This window comes from Actinokineospora diospyrosa (genome assembly GCF_024171925.1).
Taxonomy (GTDB): Bacteria; Actinomycetota; Actinomycetes; order Mycobacteriales; family Pseudonocardiaceae; genus Actinokineospora; species Actinokineospora diospyrosa.
In genome coordinates this window covers 168,982-184,548 of sequence record NZ_JAMTCO010000004.1, presented here as the reverse complement: position 1 = coordinate 184,548, position 15,567 = coordinate 168,982, and the positions used below count along the sequence as shown (strand labels likewise).

General features: G+C 69.9%; 17 protein-coding genes. 6 read left to right on the top strand and 11 right to left on the bottom strand.

Annotated elements, in window-relative coordinates; all coding sequences use genetic code 11:
- The 9 genes from fliF to LV75_RS07915 form a co-directional block, all read right to left on the bottom strand.
- Window positions 1–1,665 (bottom strand): flagellar basal-body MS-ring/collar protein FliF, encoded by a 1,665-nt coding sequence (gene fliF / locus LV75_RS07955; RefSeq protein WP_253886143.1) that lies wholly within the window; start codon window positions 1,663–1,665, stop codon window positions 1–3.
- A complete protein-coding gene (gene fliE / locus LV75_RS07950; RefSeq protein ID WP_253886142.1) occupies window positions 1,662–1,982 on the bottom strand; it encodes a flagellar hook-basal body complex protein FliE in 321 nt (106 codons plus the stop codon). The genes fliF and fliE overlap by 4 nt, the downstream gene beginning before the upstream one ends.
- The gene (locus LV75_RS07945) at window positions 1,979–2,371 is read right to left on the bottom strand and encodes a flagellar basal body rod protein FlgC (protein WP_253886141.1); all 393 of its coding nucleotides are present in this window, start codon (window positions 2,369–2,371) and stop codon (window positions 1,979–1,981) included. The genes fliE and LV75_RS07945 overlap by 4 nt, the downstream gene beginning before the upstream one ends.
- Before the next feature lie 2 nt (window positions 2,372–2,373).
- On the bottom strand, window positions 2,374–2,724 hold the full coding sequence (locus LV75_RS07940) for a flagellar basal body rod protein FlgB (protein ID WP_253886140.1): 351 nt from the start codon (window positions 2,722–2,724) through the stop codon (window positions 2,374–2,376).
- Window positions 2,725–3,275: 551 nt separating this feature from the next.
- A complete protein-coding gene (locus tag LV75_RS07935; protein WP_253886139.1) occupies window positions 3,276–3,608 on the bottom strand; it encodes a hypothetical protein in 333 nt (110 codons plus the stop codon).
- Complete coding sequence (fliS, locus tag LV75_RS07930) at window positions 3,605–3,997, bottom strand: flagellar export chaperone FliS (protein WP_253886138.1); 393 nt, start codon at window positions 3,995–3,997, stop codon at window positions 3,605–3,607. Before fliS ends, LV75_RS07935 begins: the two co-directional genes overlap by 4 nt.
- A gap of 15 nt (window positions 3,998–4,012) precedes the next feature.
- Window positions 4,013–5,299: a flagellar filament capping protein FliD gene (gene fliD, locus LV75_RS07925; RefSeq protein WP_253886137.1), complete on the bottom strand. Its 1,287-nt coding sequence runs from the start codon at window positions 5,297–5,299 to the stop codon at window positions 4,013–4,015.
- Between the two features lie 112 nt (window positions 5,300–5,411).
- Window positions 5,412–6,587 (bottom strand): flagellin N-terminal helical domain-containing protein, encoded by a 1,176-nt coding sequence (locus tag LV75_RS07920; RefSeq protein ID WP_204451630.1) that lies wholly within the window; start codon window positions 6,585–6,587, stop codon window positions 5,412–5,414.
- Between the two features lie 290 nt (window positions 6,588–6,877).
- Window positions 6,878–7,747, bottom strand: coding sequence for a sigma-70 family RNA polymerase sigma factor (locus LV75_RS07915; protein WP_253886136.1), 870 nt, complete (start codon window positions 7,745–7,747; stop codon window positions 6,878–6,880).
- A gap of 221 nt (window positions 7,748–7,968) precedes the next feature.
- Here LV75_RS07915 and flgN point away from each other — a divergent pair, with 221 nt between their 5' ends.
- The 5 genes from flgN to csrA all read left to right on the top strand — a co-directional run bounded on the left by flgN (window position 7,969) and on the right by csrA (window position 11,584).
- Window positions 7,969–8,457: a flagellar export chaperone FlgN gene (flgN, locus tag LV75_RS07910; protein ID WP_253886135.1), complete on the top strand. Its 489-nt coding sequence runs from the start codon at window positions 7,969–7,971 to the stop codon at window positions 8,455–8,457.
- Window positions 8,458–9,840: a flagellar hook-associated protein FlgK gene (gene flgK, locus LV75_RS07905; protein WP_253886134.1), complete on the top strand. Its 1,383-nt coding sequence runs from the start codon at window positions 8,458–8,460 to the stop codon at window positions 9,838–9,840.
- A gap of 17 nt (window positions 9,841–9,857) precedes the next feature.
- On the top strand, window positions 9,858–10,730 hold the full coding sequence (locus tag LV75_RS07900) for a flagellin N-terminal helical domain-containing protein (RefSeq protein ID WP_253886133.1): 873 nt from the start codon (window positions 9,858–9,860) through the stop codon (window positions 10,728–10,730).
- Window positions 10,731–10,807: 77 nt separating this feature from the next.
- Window positions 10,808–11,209: a flagellar assembly protein FliW gene (gene fliW, locus LV75_RS07895; protein WP_253886132.1), complete on the top strand. Its 402-nt coding sequence runs from the start codon at window positions 10,808–10,810 to the stop codon at window positions 11,207–11,209.
- A 27-nt stretch (window positions 11,210–11,236) separates the two neighbouring features.
- A complete protein-coding gene (csrA, locus tag LV75_RS35985; protein ID WP_425547624.1) occupies window positions 11,237–11,584 on the top strand; it encodes a carbon storage regulator CsrA in 348 nt (115 codons plus the stop codon).
- A 1,266-nt stretch (window positions 11,585–12,850) separates the two neighbouring features.
- Here csrA and LV75_RS07885 read toward each other — a convergent pair.
- Window positions 12,851–13,069 carry a nucleoside/nucleotide kinase family protein gene (locus LV75_RS07885; protein ID WP_253886131.1) on the bottom strand — a complete coding sequence of 73 codons (219 nt, stop codon included), beginning with the start codon at window positions 13,067–13,069 and terminating at the stop codon, window positions 12,851–12,853.
- Window positions 13,070–13,083: 14 nt separating this feature from the next.
- Window positions 13,084–13,401 (bottom strand): nucleoside/nucleotide kinase family protein, encoded by a 318-nt coding sequence (locus LV75_RS07880; RefSeq protein ID WP_253886130.1) that lies wholly within the window; start codon window positions 13,399–13,401, stop codon window positions 13,084–13,086.
- A gap of 145 nt (window positions 13,402–13,546) precedes the next feature.
- Here LV75_RS07880 and LV75_RS07875 point away from each other — a divergent pair, with 145 nt between their 5' ends.
- Window positions 13,547–15,538, top strand: coding sequence for an APC family permease (locus tag LV75_RS07875; RefSeq protein ID WP_372504149.1), 1,992 nt, complete (start codon window positions 13,547–13,549; stop codon window positions 15,536–15,538).
- Window positions 15,539–15,567: the final 29 nt, after the last annotated feature.

Sequence of the window (15,567 nt, the reverse complement as noted above, 5' to 3'; positions counted from 1 at the left end):
TCAGGCCCCCTTCGTCGCGAGCCAGCCGCGCAGCAGCCTGGCCACCTCGTCGGGCTGCTCGTCGACGAGCGCCTCGATCTCCTTGAGCTTGCGTTCCTGCGCGCCGTCGACGTCGCCGCCGGTGCCGCCGCCGATCGCGGTGAGCTCACCGGCCGAGGACTCCAGGCGGGCCTTCTCCTCGGCGGCCTCCAGGGCCACGGCCCTGGTGCGCTCCAGCTCGGCCTTGATCTCGTCGAGCCGCTGCAGCTCGGCGGCCTGCAGCACCCGGTTGCGCTTGCGGCGGCGGCGGGAGGCGAACCAGGTCACCAGCAGCAGCACCAGCACCGCGAGCGCCACGGCGCCCTGCTTGATCAGGCCCAGCTGCTCGGCCTTGGCGGCGTCGGCGCCCTGCGCGGCCAGTTCCTGCTGCGCGGCGTCGGCGGCGGCGGTGTTGAACTTCATCGAGCTGACCGCGAGGGTGTCGCCGCGGGTGGCGTCCAGGCTGACCGCGGAGGCGGCCAGTTCCCGGATCTGCGCCAGGTCGGCGTTGGCCAGCGTGGTCTCGTCCAGCAGCACCGCGACACCGAGCTTGCGGACCTGCCCGGGGGCGTTCTGCCTGGTCTCGATGACCGAGTTGACCGCGTTGTCGCGCACGGCCTTCTGCTGCGAGTAGGTGCCGTTGCCGTCGGTGGTGCCGGTACCGGTGCTGGTGGTGTCGCCCTCGGTGCCGTTGGTCTGGCCGAGGACCCCGCCGTTGGCGCCCGCGGCGCCCGCGCCGGTGCCGGTGTAGGTCTCGTCGGTGGTGCTTTCCTTCAGCGCCGGTGCGTCGGACTTGGTGTAGGTCTGGCTCTTGGTCTCCGAGGTGTCGAAGTCCAGGTCGGCGGTGACCTTGACGACCGCGTGGTTGGGGCCGACGACCTGGGTCAGCAGCGACTGCAGCGAGCTGGAGAGGCGCTGCTCGTAGGCGGCGGTCTCCTGCTGGCGGGTGCTGGTGGACCCGGTGTCACCGGCGCCGGGGGCGGCGAGCACGGTGCCGTCGGACCCGGCCACGGTCACGTTGTCGGGGTCCATGCCCTCCACGGCGGAGGCGACCAGGTGCACGATGGTCTGCACCTGCTCGGAGCCCAGCTTCTTGCTGCCCGAGGTGGCGACCATGACCGAGGCGGTCGGCTTGCTCGCGTCGTCGGAGAAGACGTCCTTGGTGGGGATGGCCAGGTGCACCGAGGCGGCGGTGACCCCGTCGATCGACTTGATGGTCTTGGTGAGCTCACCCTCCAGCGCGCGCTGGTAGGTGACCTGCTGCATGAACTCCGAGGTGGTGACGCCCTGCTGGTCCAGCAGCGAGTAGCCGGTGTCCTCGGAGGCGGGCAGGCCCGCGGAGGCCATCTTCAGCCGCAGCGAGTACAGCTGGTCGGCGGGCACCATGATCGTGGTGCCGCTGTCGGCGAGCTCGTAGGGGATCGAGCTCGCGTCGAGCTCGTCGACGATGGCCGAGGCGTCCTTGGCGGCGAGGTTGGAGAACAGCGGCGAGTAGTTCGAGGTCGCCGCGAAGAACGTGAAGTAGGCCCAGATCCCGATAGCCGCGACGAGAACACCCGCCACCACGACGATCTTCTGGCCCAGCGAGAAGGCCTTGAAACCGTCGACAACCCTGCGCAGCAACACCATGATCCGGTCCTGGTTCACGCCTGCAGCCTCATGATCTCCTGGAAGGCCTCAACGGCCTTGTTGCGGACCTGGACCGTCAGCTGCGTGGTCAGGTTGGCCTCGGTGGCCGCGGCGAGGTAGTTGTGCACGTCGATGTCGGAGCCGGTGGCTGCCTTGACGGCGAGGTCGGCCGCGCGGTCCTGGACCTGCTGGCCGTTCTGCAGCGCCTGGCCGATCATGGCGCCGAAGCTGACGCCGGAGGCGGAGTTCGCGCCGGAGGTCTCGCCGACCGAGATCGGGGCGACGACGGCGGGCGGTGCGATCGCGGACGTGATCGCGCTGATCGGGCTGCTCACGCGTTCTTCCCCAACTGTAGGGCGGCCTGGTAGGCCGAGGTGGCCCGCTCGACGGCGGCGATGTTGGCCTGGTAACCGCGCTGGGCCATGATCAGGTAGCCCATCTGCTCACTCAGGTCGATGTCCGGGTAGCGGACGTAGCCGCCCGCGTCGGCCAGCGGGTGGGTGGGCTCGTAGACCATCCGGCCGGTCTTGTCCCCGGAGAGCACCTGCGAGACCACGGTGCCGTTGTGCGTCGGGAGTTCCTTGGCCACCACGAAGCGCTCCTGGAAGGCGGAGCCGCTGGTCGAGGCGACGTTGTTGATGTTGGCCATGTTGTCGGCGACCGCGTCGAGCCACTTGCGGTGGACCGAGACGCCGCTCGCGGCCGTGTCGATGATGTTGAACATGCTCAGCGCACACCCTTCAGCACGGTGGAGACCAGCCCGTAGCGGTCGTCCATGGCGCGCAGCATCAGCTGGTAGCGCAGCCCGGTCTCGGTGGAGCCCAGCGTCTCCTCGTCGAGGTTGACGTTGTTGCCGTCCTGGCGGGCGGCCAACCGGGAGGTCGACACCGAGGCCCGGACGCCGGTGGCACCGTCGCCACTGGAGATCGCCTGGGCGAGCGCGGTCTCGAACTCGACCTTCTTGGCCTTGAAGTGGGGCGTCTCGATGTTGGCGATGTTGTTCGCCTGGACCCGCTGGCGCATCGCCAGACCGTCCAATGAGGCCCGCACGGCCTGTGTGGTCAGATCGTCGAACACGACCGGTGCTCCTTCATGCCGGTTGGTCGCCGATCCGTGGCGGGTACATCTGAGCGTTCCGTGCTCAGGCGCTTCTTCGGCTCCGTGAGATGAACTATGAGCCGCGGGAGTGGTCACTGGGCTGTGCCTCGGTTGCCACTCGGGTGCGCTTGCCGGGGGCGCGAACGCCCTGCTCAACGCCATGGTCGACCGATCTTGGCCGAACGTGACCGCGATCACGCGGAGATCGGGTGCCCGCGCGGGGTGGGACGCCGCGGCGGGTCCGCTGGGGACCAGGGGCGGTGCCCGGCCGGACCCGGCGGAGTGTCTACCGGCGGAGTGTCTACACAGGACCGCGCCCGCGCCCCTGGGAGGGGGTGGGCGCGGGCGCGGTCGTCTCACGCGGTTGACGGTGTCAACGGCGGGCTGGGGCGGGCGCTCTGGTGGCGCCCGGGTCGTGCCGGTACTGCTGGTATCGCTGGTGGCGCTGGTACTGCCGGTGGTGCCGGTGGTGCTGGTACTGCTGGTATCGCGGTCTGACCGTCCACAGTGCACTGGCGTGGTGGTGCGGGTTACATCGCCACGTCCACGTAGCTGGGGCGGGCCGGGTCGCGGCGGTCCTCGACCATCTTGCCCACCACCAGCGAGTGCATCGCGGCACCCGACATCGCCGCGGCCAGCTTGGTGGCCACCTCCAACTGCCTGCGCAGCACCGCGTCGGCGCGCGGGCGCATGTCCAGCGGCAGCGGGCCCAACCCGGCAGGCGGGGTCCACGGGTCGAACTTCGGCAGCTCGCGGAGCATGTGCTCCTCGGTCAGCAGTGCCTCGGCTGAGGCCACGTCGGACTCCAGCCGGTCGAGCGCCGTGGCCCAGGCCAGGTTCCAGGCGCCAGCCGTGTCGCTCACATCGGACCGTTCGCCGCCGGGAGGGCCTCGACAGCCTCCCGCCAGGCGTCGCGCAGCGGCTCGACCACCGCGAGCGCGGCGCGCACCGTGGCGGCGTCCTGCTTGAGGTTGGCGCGCATCAGCTCGGCGAGCAGGTACGCGTACAGCCCGGCCAGTTCCTTGCCGCCGTCCCAGGCCTCTTGGCGCAGCGAACCCTGCAGTTCCAACAGGATGTCCTGGGCGTGCAGCAGCAGGCCGGACGCGGTCTCGCGGTCGGCGGCGTCCAACGCCTCGGCGCCGCGCGAGAGGTCCAGGCACAGCCGGTCGTAGAGCATCACGAGCAGGCGGCCGGGGGTGGCGGTGGTGACCGAGTCGGCGAGGTAGCGCTGACGCAGTGCGGGGCTCGACATCAGGGTTCTCCTCGGCTACGAGCTCAGGCCAGCGAGCTGGCTGGAGAGCCAGCTCGACTGGTCCTTCAGCTTGCCCAGCGCGGTTTCCAGGTTCGTGTACTGCCGTTGCAGGGCGACCTTCTTGGCCGCCAGCCTGCCGTCCCAGTCGGTGATCTGGTCGTTGAGCTTGCGCACGTAGGCGTCACCGTTCTGGATGACCAGGGTGAGCTTGCCGGTGGTGCTGTTGGTGACCCCGTCGGCCACCTCGGTGTAGCGGCCGGTCAGCGTCGTGCCGATCTGGGCCTTCACCGCGGCCGGGTCCTTGCCCGCCGCCGCCAGGAACGCGGTGCGGTCGAACTTCAGCGCGCCCGTGCGGTCGAGTGACACACCGGAGGTGCTGAAGGTCCCGTTCGGGACGCCGCTGCTGACCGAGGTGAGCAGCTGCTCGCGCAGGCTGCGCACCATCGGGTTGCCCGCCAGCACCCCGGCGGTCTTGGTGGTGGCGTTGTAGGCGGTGTAGCCGTCGATCAGCGACAGCGCCGAGTTCACCGCGGTGACCAGCGACTGGGTGGCGTCGGCCGCCTTGCCCTGGTCGGCGGTCGTCGACACGGTGACACCCGACTCGACCTTGGCCGCGGTCACCGTCACACCGGGGATCAGGCCGGTGAAGGTGTTGTCCGCGCTGGAGAGCTTGTAGCCGCCCGCGTTCGGGTTCCCGACGGTGATGATGCCGTCCGCGCCCTGCGTCATGACCGCGGTCGCGTTGGTGAGCCCGGAGACGCTGAACGACTTCGCCGCGCCGGTGCCGGTCGCGGAGAACTGCAGCACCTGCCCGGTGGTCGTGGTCAGCACGGTCGCGCGCACACCGGCGTTGGCGCCGTTGATGGCGTCGGCGACACCCTGCGGGGTGTTGGTGGTGACCGGGACGTTCACGGTCTTGTCGGCGAAGACCAGGTCGAGCGAGGCACCCGCGGCGGGCGTGCCGTTGCCGGGCACGGCGGAGGTCAGCACGTGCGTGGTCGCCAGCGAGGTGACGTCGAAGGTCGCGGTGCCGGGCAGGGCCGTGGTCGAGGCGGCGACCGAGACCGCCGAGGACGACGCGGTGGCCTTGACGGCGGTCCACGTGGTCGAGGCCGCCAGGTCTTTGGCCGCGTTCTGCACGGCCAGCATCCTGGCGTTGATGGCCTGGTAGGCGGTGGTGAGCTTCTGCTGGTCGCTCACCTTGCCCTTGAGGCGGGTCTGCGGCGCCGCCTCGAGGCTCATCAACTGGGAGATGATCGAGGTGGTGTCCAGGCCGGTGACGAGTCCGTCGACACTTGTCATGTGAGGGGCCTTCTTCTTCGTCCGGGGTCAACCACTACATCGGCCCGACGGGGCCGGGCATGAGAAAAGCCCGGGCACTGATCTGGCTGATCAGTGCCCGGGCCGTGTTCACTCAGCCACGCAGGAGCTGCAGAACGCTCTGCGGAGCCTGGTTCGCCTGGGCGAGCATCGCGGTGCCCGCCTGGGACAGGATCTGCGACCGGGTGAACTTGACCATCTCCTGCGCCATGTCGGTGTCGGTGATCGCCGACTTGGACGCGGAGAGGTTCTCCACCTGGACGTTGATGTTGTTGATGGTGTGCTCGAACCGGTTCTGGTACGCACCCAGCTGGCTGCGGGCGGTCGACAGGTTCTTGATCGCCGCGTCCACCGCGTCGATCGCGTTGCGCGAGTTGGTGGTGTTGCTCAGCGACACGGCGGTGCCGACACCCAGGCCAGCGCTGTCGAAGCCGGTGGCGGTGGAGCCGGTGGTGCCCGCGACCGCGGTGCCCGCGGTCAGACCAGCAGCCGACGAGGAGACGGTGATGGTCTCGGACTGGGCGACCTTGGACGAGATCTTCAGGTCCGCGCCCGCCTTGGTGGCGACGAACGAGGCGCTGAAGGAGGCGTTGCCGTTGAGCTGGTTGACAACGTCGTCCAGGCTGGACGGGCTGTTCAGGGTGACCGTGGCACCGTTACCACCGATGGAGGCGGTGATGGTCTCGGTGTCGAGGGCCGCGCTGAAGGTACCCGAGAGGGTGTTGCTGGCCTTGGTACCGGCGGCACCGAACACCGACGCGTTGAGCGAGACGTCGATGCGGTCGTCGGTGGTGTTGTTGGCGCCGACCTGGAAGGAACCGGTGTAAGCGGTACCGCCAGCGGTGCCAACGGCCAGCAGCTTCTGGCCGCCGAAGGAGGTGGTCTTCGCGATCCGGTCCAGCTCGGACTGCAGCTGGCCGAACTCGGTCTGAGCCGCCGCCTGGGCGTTGGTGTCCTGCGACCCGCCGTTGGCGGACTGGACAGCCAGATCACGCATGCGCTGCAGGATCTCGGCCGACTCGTTCAGGGCGCCATCGGCGGTCTGAACGACGTTGACGCCGTCCTGGGCGTTGCGGGTCGCGACCTTGAGGCCGCCGATCTGGGCCTGGAGGCCCTGGGCGATCGACATGCCCGCGGCGTCGTCCGCGGCGCGGTTGATCCGCAGGCCAGACGAGAGCTTCTCCAGCGAGCCCTGCATCTGCTTGTCGTTGACCGACAGGTTGCGGTACGCGTTCATGGCAGCGATGTTGGAGTTGATGCGCAGACTCATGATGTTTCCTCCTTGAAGAGAGTCCCTATCCCCGCCCTTCCGTGGGCAGGCACCGAGTTATTCGGCGCTCCCGGCCCGGACCTGAGTTCCGGCGGGAAGATTTTTGGTTTGTTCTTGCTGGATCTTGCTTTCCGCTGTCCACCTGCGGTTCCACCGCGGCGGAGCCGGGTGGGTGGCGTGGTGGTCGGCGGGAGAACGGGGGTGGAGCGGGCCCCGGCGAGGCCGGGCGAGACAGGTCGTGCAGCCGCGGGGCCGGGAGTGGGGTGGCGAGAGGGGTGGACCGGCCTCGACTACGCGGACATGTCCACGGGGACGCCCTGCGCGGTGGTCTTGGCCAGGCGGGTGCGCAGGGTGCCCTGCGCCGCGACGGCGGCGTAGTAAGAGGCGCGGCGGCGGGCGGCGCAACCGTCCGGCTTGTCGCCGGAGGACACGCGCTCGGGGTCGAGCTGGGAGTTGATGCCCTCGCGCAGCAGCGCGGTGGCCTCGGCGCGCAGCTGCGAGACCCGCGACTCGGTGACCCCGAGCCGCTCGGCGATCTCGGCCATCGGCCGGTTGTTGAAGTAGTACTCCTCGACGACCACGCGCAGCCGCTCCGGCAGCACCTCGACCGCGTCGCGCAGGTAGCCGACGCGCTCGCGCTCGACGATGAGGTCCTCGGGGGTGGCGCGGTCGTCGGGGATGACCATCTCGCTGGCCTCGGGGCCCTCGGAGACGACCGACTGCAGGCTCACCACGAAGGAGCGCTGCACGTCGTCGCGAATGGACACCACGGTGCGCACGTCGGTCTCCAGCGCCGCGGCGAGCTCGGCGTCGGTGGGCACCCGGCCGTGCTGGGCGACGAAGGCGTCGCGGGCGCTCTCGAGCTTGCGGACCTTGCCGCGCACCGAGCGGCTCGCCCAGTCCTGCCCGCGCAGCTCGTCGAGCAGCGCGCCGCGGACGCGGACGGCGGCGTAAGCGGGGAAGGGGACGCCGCGGCCCGCGTCGTAAGCGTGCGCGGCGGCGACGAGCGCCTCGGAACCGGCGGAGAACAGCTCGTCGCGGCGGACGTGCGCGGGAACCCGGGCCAGCATCTCCCGGACCACGTGGCCGACCAGCGGCAGGTTCGCCGAGATCAGGCTGTCGGTGTCGGTGGTACGGGTGGTGGTGGGGTTCTCCGACATTGCTTCCTCCGCCGCTCATCCATCTGGGACGTCCTGGGCGGTTGGTGTGTCCGCCCTGATGACGTCAAAGGTGGGGGTCGGAGGGTGCGTCCCAAGTGCCTCACGGGTGCGTCTCGGGTGCGACGCTCGGAAACGCTTTGCTGCGGTTTCCTCAAGCGTGCCCCCGCCGCGTCGATAGGGCTTGTTGAGAACCATCAGACCGCCTACCGGAGGCAGTGCAGATGAACCCCGTAGAGACTTCAGCTATCCTCTGGCGGCAGCGCGAGCTGCTGTCCCTTCTGCTGTTCAAGCTCGAGGTGGAAAGCCTGTTGTTGGCCGCTGGCCGCACCAGGTGGCTGGGGTCGGCGACCTACGAGGTCGAGCTCATGCTCGAGCGCATCCAGAGCACCGAACTCCTGCGCGCCGCCGCGGTCGACGAGCTCGCCGAGACCCTCGGCCTGCCGCCCGGCCCGAGCCTGGCCGCGCTCACCGACGCCCTCGACGAGCCGTGGAAGGCGGTGTTCAGCGAGCACCGCACCGCGCTGGCCACCCTCTCCGCCGAGATCGAGGCGGCCGTGGAGGCCAACCGCGACCTGCTGACCTCCGGTCGCCGCACCGTCGCCGAGGCGCTGCGCGTGGTGCGCGGCGGCGGCGACGGCAACCTGTACCGCGCCGACGGCAGTACCGCACCCGCGGCCGTGGGTGCCCGACTGGTGGATGAGGCCCTGTAGATGAGTTCCTTCAACGGGATCAACACCGCCCTCACGGCCCTGCGCACCCAGCGCCAGGGCCTGGAGCTGGCGGGGCAGAACATCGCGAACGCGGGCACCGAGGGCTACACCCGGCAGCGCCTGGAGACCACCTCCATCGGCGGCTCCCCGGTGCCCGCCTTCTGGTCCACCCCCAACAAGTTCTCCACCGGCCAGGGCGTGCAGGTCACCTCGGTGAACCGGCTGCAGGACGCCTACATGGACGCCCGGGTCCGCTCCGAGCACGAGCGCAAGGCCGCCACCGACACCAACTACGACGTCCTCGTCGACGTCGAGCGGGTCTACAACGAGCCGAGCGACAACGGCCTGCAGTCCCAGCTCACCGACCTGTGGTCCGGCTTCGCCGACGTGGCCGACAACCCCGGCGACCTCGGGTCGCGCACCCAGCTGCTCACCCGCGCCCAGTCCGTGGCGAGCACGCTCAACGCCGCGTCCGCCGAGCTGGCGGGCCAGTACACCGACCGCCGCGTGCAGCTGGTCAACACCGCCAACGACATCAACGCCGCCGCCAAGCAGCTGGCCGGTCTCAACGAGGCCGTCGTGCGCGCCAAGGCCGCGGGCGTCAGCGCCAACGAGCTCTCCGACCAGCGCGACAACGCCGCCCTCAAGCTCGTCGAGCTCACCGGCGGCCAGCTCACCCGCGGTGCCGATGACTCGGTCACCATCACCCTCGGTGGGTCCAACCTGGTGAGCGGCAGCACTTCGCGTGATCTCAAGGTGACCAACGGCGCCGACATCGCCAGCGCGGGCGCCGACCCGGTGACCCTCAAGTGGGTGGACACCGACACCGTCGCCACCGGCGCGGGCGGCAAGGCTGGCGCGCTGCTCAACGGCCTCAACACCGTGCTGCCCGACCAGTTGGCCCGCTTCGACAAGGTCGCCAACGCGCTCACCACCACCATCAACACCGCCAACGCCGCCGGGTTCACCAAGGCGGGCGTCGCGGGCGGCGCGCTGATGTCGGGCACCACCGCGGCCACCATCAAGGTCGCCACCACCAACCCGGCCGACATCGCCGCCTCGGCGAGCAACACCCAGGCCCTCGGCGGCGGCAACGCCGACGCGATGGCCAGGCTCGGCTCGAAGTCCGGTGGCGCCGACGAGGTCTACCGCACCAACGTCGCCGACATCGGCATGCGCGTGCGCGCGGCCGAGCAGGCGGCGGCCACCCAGGGCACCATCACCAACCAGGTCGACTCCGCGCGCTCGGCCACCTCCGGGGTCAACCTGGACGAGGAGCTCACCTCGATGATCACCTACCAGCGCTCCTACGAGGCCGCGGCCAAGGTCATGTCCACCGTGGACTCGATGCTCGACACGCTGATCAACCGGATGGGGGTCTAGTCATGGCGGGTTTCCGGGTGACCGAGCAGTCCACCTCGGCCAAGGTGCTGGCGGGTCTGCGCACCAGCCAGAACAACGTCGACCGGCTGCGCGAGCAGATGACCACCGGCAAGCAGGTGTCCAAGCCCTCGGACTCCCCGACCGGGGTCGTCTCGGCGATGCAGGTCCGCTCCGACATCGCGACCCGCGACCGCTACGACCGCAGCGCCACCGACGGCGTCGCCCGGCTCAGCACCGCGGAGAACGCGCTGAGCACCGGCAGCGACCTGCTCAACCGCGCCCGCGACCTGGTGCTGCAGGGCATGTCCGAGCCCGCGCTGAGCAACCCCTCGGCGCGCGCCGGGATCGCCGTTGAGGTCCGTTCGCTGCGGGAGAACATGCTCTCCGTCGCCAACACCACCTACCTGGACCGCCCGGTCTTCGGCGGCACCACCGACAAGACCAGCGCGTTCCTCGACACCGGCGTGTACCAGGGCGACACCGGCAGCGTGCAGCGCCGCGTCGGCGACAGCACCCAGGTGCGCGTTGACGTGTCCGCCGACGTCTTCGGCACCGCGGCGGGCAACGTGTTCGACGTGCTCGCCTCGATCGCCACCGGCCTGGAGACCAACCCGGCCACCCTCACCGGCGACCTCGATCGGTTGGACTTGGCCAAGTCGCGGGTCACGAACGAATTGGCCGCCGTCGGCAGCCGCTACAGTCAGCTCACCGCGGCCCAGGACACCGCGAGCACCCAGGTCCTGGCGCTGACCTCGCGGTTGTCCGAGATCGAGGATATCGACATGGCCAAGGCGGTGATCGACCTGCAGACCCAGACCGCGGGTTACGAGGCCGCCCTCGCGGCGACCGCCCGGGTGGTGCAGCCCTCGCTGCTGGACTTCCTGCGATGACCGCTGGACCGTCCACGCTAACTGCTGGACTATCCACGCTGACCGCGCCACCGGCCAGAGGAGGCACTGCGCCCGCCGTGAGCACGCCCCACGCCAAGGACCTGCCGACCATCGAGTTCCGCACGCCGATGCCCGGGTTCCCCGAGCACCGCGAGTTCGTGCTGGTCGCGGTGGACCCCGACGGGCCGCTGTTCACCCTGCGCTCGGTCGACGACCCGGACCTGCGGTTCCTGGTCGTGCCCCCGGCGCCGTTCTACCCCGACTACGCCCCGCGGGTCGGCGAGCAGGTGCTCGAGCAGTTGGGCACCACCGACCCCGAGGACCTGCTGGTGCTGCTGGTGGTCACCGCGGCGGGGACGGTCGCCGAGGCCACGGCCAACCTGCTCGCCCCGGTGATCGTGGACCAGAGCACCCGACGGGCGGTCCAGGTGATCCTGGAGGAAGATCTCCCCATCCGTGCCCGACTGCTGCCCGCCTGATACCGAGGGCGGGGGAGGAGTGATCACGTGCTGGTGCTGACCCGTCGAACCGGTGAGAGCGTGCGGATCGGAGACGAGGTCACCGTCACCATCCTCGACATCAGGGGCGACGTGGTCCGAGTGGGCATCCAAGCCCCCCGCTCAGTCACCGTCCACCGCGACGAGGTCTACCGCGAACTCCGCAAGGCCAACGAGGCCGCCGCCCGCACAGCCGACCAGGGCGCGGCCCTGCTCACCGACGCACTGCGCAAACGAGGCCAGGCACCGACTTCTGGCCCTGTCCCCGCCCCGCCTGTGCCTCCCGCACCCCCCGCCGGGCCGCCAACACCGAGGGCACCGATTCCGCGTCCTCCCGCCCAGCCGCCGCAGGTCTGAACCTCGTTCATCCACAACGCCACCAACCATCCACAGCCGATGGTTGGTGGCGTTGCGCGTGGGCGCGCCTCGGTATGCTGGATTCGGGGGCTGCTCAGGGCGGTTTGATCTTGTGCGCCGGCTGCGGTCGACCACGAGGCACAGCGACCAGGCCACGCTGGCCGGCACCGCGTGATCGCTGGAGGCTCCGGCTGCCGCGATTGGCTGCCCCTGGCGGCTTGGGCCTCGCAGTGATGTCGTTTGTCCACAACGCCTCCGACTGTCCACAGGCTGCTGCTTGCTGCTCCCGTTCTGTCGGGTTGTCTCGGTAGGCTGTGTATTGGGGGCTCTTGGCGCAGATGATCTTGCCTGGGGTCGCTGGTAGCTGTTTGTCCACAACGGTTCCGCTTGTCCACAGGCCCTGTTTGCTGCTGCCGTTGTGTCGGTGTGCGTCGGTAGGCTGTGTATTTGGGGGCTTTCGATCAGGTTGATCTTGGCATAGGCCGGGGTTGGGAGTGCGGGGCAAGGGATTCGGGCCTCCGCCTTCGGCTCCGGTGGTCGGCCTCGTCGCCTGGCGGCGAGCTCGGCGTCCGATCCGCGACAATGCGGAAAGCTCGATGGGGCGAACTTGTTTTGCGCGGGGCCCCTACAGAACCCGTGCTGGGCTCAAAAGCTGGGGGCCAAAGGGACGGCCCAGCAGCCGCCAACGAGGCTACGGGTCCTGTCCCCCCACGCAAAACAAGTCCGCCCCATCGAGCCGGCCTGGCACCAGCGAGTCCGGCTGTCCAGGCGCTGGGAAGGTGGGTTGGGGCGGACCTGAGGGGCGCGGGATGGCACCGACGGGTCCGAGTGTCCACGCGCTGGGAAGGTGGGCTGGGGCAGGCCTGACGGAAGGCCAGTTGGCACCGTGCGTCCGAGTGTCCAGGGGCTGGGTTTGTGAGTTGGGGCGGACCTGGCGGGGGGCGGTGTTGGCACCGATGGGTCCGAGTGCCCACGGGTTGAGTAGGTGGGTTTGGGCGGATCTGACGGAGGCCGGGCTGGCACGGCGGCTTCTCAGTGTCCGGGGGCTGGGTTGGCGGGGCCTGACTTGACGATTGTTCAGGTGGGCGGAGTGGGGAGGGCGGGGGTCGATTTGGGAGTGGGGTGTTGTGGTGACTCGGGTTCAGGGGTCAGCTAGTCGGTCGGAGTAGAGGGTTGGGCTGGCGGCTCGGGTTACGTTGGGGGAGAAGGCGTTCTGGCGTGTCCGGGTGTTCAGGGGGCTGAGCGAGAGCTGCGAAGGGGCAAGCGTCAGGGGCGGGCTTCCCAGCGTGGGCGGTTGAAGGGGGTGTTGTGCACGATGATGTCGGCGTGGGTGGTGGGGTGGGCTGTGGCGTAGTAGCGCTGTTGGGCGGGGATGTAGCGGTGGCGCCAGGAGCGTTCGATCTCGGTGGTGCCGGTGAAGGCGGCGTCTCGGGCTCGGGCTCGCTCTACCGTCTGGTCAAGTGGGACGGATACGAAGATGCGCAAGTCCCACCGGTCGATTAGTTCTGGGCGCAAGAGGAAGACGACGTCGAAGAGGCGGGTGGGAACGAGGGGGCGTGGGCGTCGAAGTAGCAGCTCTCGGCGGAGTACCGGCCGTTGCGGTAGCGGTGGGCTCGGGGGAAGAGGAAGTCGTCGATGGTGGCGCGGATGGTGTCGCGGGACTGGGCGCGTAGGGCGGTGGCGAGTTCGTCGGCGAGGGTGGTCTTGCCTGCGGCGGGTGGGCCGTCGATGGCGACGCGCAGGGGGTGCGGGGGTGTGGCGGAGCCGATCGCCTCGGTTAGCTGGGTGATGAGTTCGGCGCGGGTGCCTTGGCGCATTGTCGCCTCTCTCGCGGTGGGGGCTGGCCAGGCTAGCGGGGTGACCTGACGCGAAGGCGGGGCAATTCGCCCACTGCCGGACGAACCGGTGGTGGGGGGTGGGAACAGGGGCGCGAGGGGGCGGGTGATGCGGCATGCTGCTCCCGTGCACGAAGCCACCCCGCAAGAGGACACCGTTGAGCCCGAGTACCTCGTCCCGGCCGAAGTGGACTCACCGACGCAGGGCGGCGCGCCCAGGAGGCCGCTCGCCAGGTGGCTGTTGCGGCACCGGGTGCATCCGGTCGGGCGGGGTGGGGAGGAGGAGCACGGCGAGCCGCAGGCGTGGTGGAAGGTCATGTGCCTCACCGGCGTCGACTACTTCTCAACGTTGTCCTACCTGCCCGCGATCGCCGTGGTCGCCGCGGGCGCGATCTCGCCCATCGCAACGTTGCTGATCGTGGCGTTGACGTTGTTCGGCATGTTGCCGATGTACCGGCGTGTTGCGCACGAGAGCCCCAACGGGCAGGGGTCGGTGGCGATGCTGGAGAAATTGCTGCCGTTCTGGCGCGGCAAGGTGTTCGTGCTGGTGTTGCTCGGCTTCGTTGCGACCTCCTGGATCATCACCATCACGTTGTCGGCGGCTGACGCAACAGTGCACATGGTGGAGAACCCGTTCTTCCCGTCGGCGCTGCACGGGCACGAGGTGCTGGTCACCGTGCTGCTGTTGCTCGTGCTCGGCGGGGTCTTCCTGCTCGGCTTCAGCGAGGCGGTCTCGGTCGCCATCCCGCTGGTCGCGGTGTTCCTCGCGCTCAACGCCGTCATCGTGGTCGTGGGGCTCGGCGAGGTGTTCACCCACGGCGCCCGGCTGGCCGACTGGTGGAGCGCGCTGACCGCCGGTGGCGACATCGCGGGCACCGCCGTGCTCGCGTTCCCGCTGCTGGTGCTGGGGCTGTCCGGGTTCGAGACCGGGGTGAGCATGATGCCCCTCATCGCCGCGACCGGGGCCGACTCGAAGCAGCGGCTGGCGAATCGGATCCGCAACACCCGCAAGCTGCTCACCACCGCCGCGCTGATCATGTCCGGCTACCTGGTGGCGACCAGCCTCATCACCACCGTGCTCATCCCCCGCGAGCAGTTCGAGCCGGGCGGCCAAGCCGCGGGCCGCGCGCTGGCCTACCTCGCCCACACCCGCCTCGGCGACGCGTTCGGGACCGTCTACGACATCAGCAGCATCCTGATCCTGTGGTTCGCGGGCGCCTCCGCGATGGCCGGACTGATCAACATCGTGCCGCGCTACCTCCCCTCCTACGGCATGGCGCCGGAGTGGGGCCGCGCGATCCGCCCGGTCGTGCTCGTCTACACCGCGATCTGCGTGGGCATCACCATCGCCTTCAAGGCCGACGTCAACGCCCAGGCGGGTGCCTACGCGACCGGCATCCTGGCGATGATGGTGTCCGGCGCCTTCGCGGTGACCGTGTCCGCGTTCCGGCGCAAGCAGACCCGCCAGGCCGCCGGGTTCACCGCCCTGACCGCGGTGCTGCTGTACGCGCTGGTGGCCAACGTGGTCGAGAAGCCGGACGGCATCGCCATCTCCGCGGTGTTCGTCGCCGGGGTCATCGCGGTCTCGCTGATCTCCCGGGTCACCCGCACCACCGAGCTGCGCGCCGACCGCATCGAGTTCGACGACGCCGCGCGCCGGTTCATCACCGACTCGATCAACCACGACGGCAGGCTCAACATCATCGCCAACAAGCGGCAGGCGGGCGACGCCGAGGAGTACGCGGCGAAGGAGGTCGAGCAGCGCGGCCTCAACCCGGTCCCGGGCAGCGCGGACGTCCTGTTCCTGGAGATCGACGTGATCGACCCGTCGGACTTCAGCGACGTGCTGCGGGTGCGCGGGGTCGAGGTGACCGGCCACCGGGTGCTGCGCGCCGACAGCCCGGCCGCGCCCAACGCGATCGCCGCGCTGCTGCTGGCCCTGCGCGATGCGACCGGGGTCCGGCCGCAGTGCTATTTCGAGTGGTCCGAGGGCAACCCGCTGACGCACCTGTTCCGCTACCTGCTGCTGGGCCAGGGCGACACCGCGCCGGTCACCCGGGAGATCCTGCGCACGGCGGAACCGGATCCGCAGCGCCGACCGGGCATCCACGTCGGCTGAGGCGGTGTGGTTTTCCTCATCTCGCGCCG

Bases quoted from the DNA above. Each gene is read 5' to 3' on its own strand.
- LV75_RS07945 (WP_253886141.1), bottom strand. From the start codon at position 2,371: ATGTTCAACATCATCGACACGGCCGCGAGCGGCGTCTCGGTCCACCGC.
- fliS (WP_253886138.1), bottom strand. From the start codon at position 3,997: ATGTCGAGCCCCGCACTGCGTCAGCGCTACCTCGCCGACTCGGTCACC.
- fliD (WP_253886137.1), bottom strand. From the start codon at position 5,299: ATGACAAGTGTCGACGGACTCGTCACCGGCCTGGACACCACCTCGATC.
- LV75_RS07920 (WP_204451630.1), bottom strand. From the start codon at position 6,587: ATGAGTCTGCGCATCAACTCCAACATCGCTGCCATGAACGCGTACCGC.
- LV75_RS07915 (WP_253886136.1), bottom strand. From the start codon at position 7,747: ATGTCGGAGAACCCCACCACCACCCGTACCACCGACACCGACAGCCTG.
- flgN (WP_253886135.1), top strand. From the start codon at position 7,969: ATGAACCCCGTAGAGACTTCAGCTATCCTCTGGCGGCAGCGCGAGCTG.
- flgK (WP_253886134.1), top strand. From the start codon at position 8,458: ATGAGTTCCTTCAACGGGATCAACACCGCCCTCACGGCCCTGCGCACC.
- LV75_RS07880 (WP_253886130.1), bottom strand. From the start codon at position 13,401: ATGCGCCAAGGCACCCGCGCCGAACTCATCACCCAGCTAACCGAGGCG.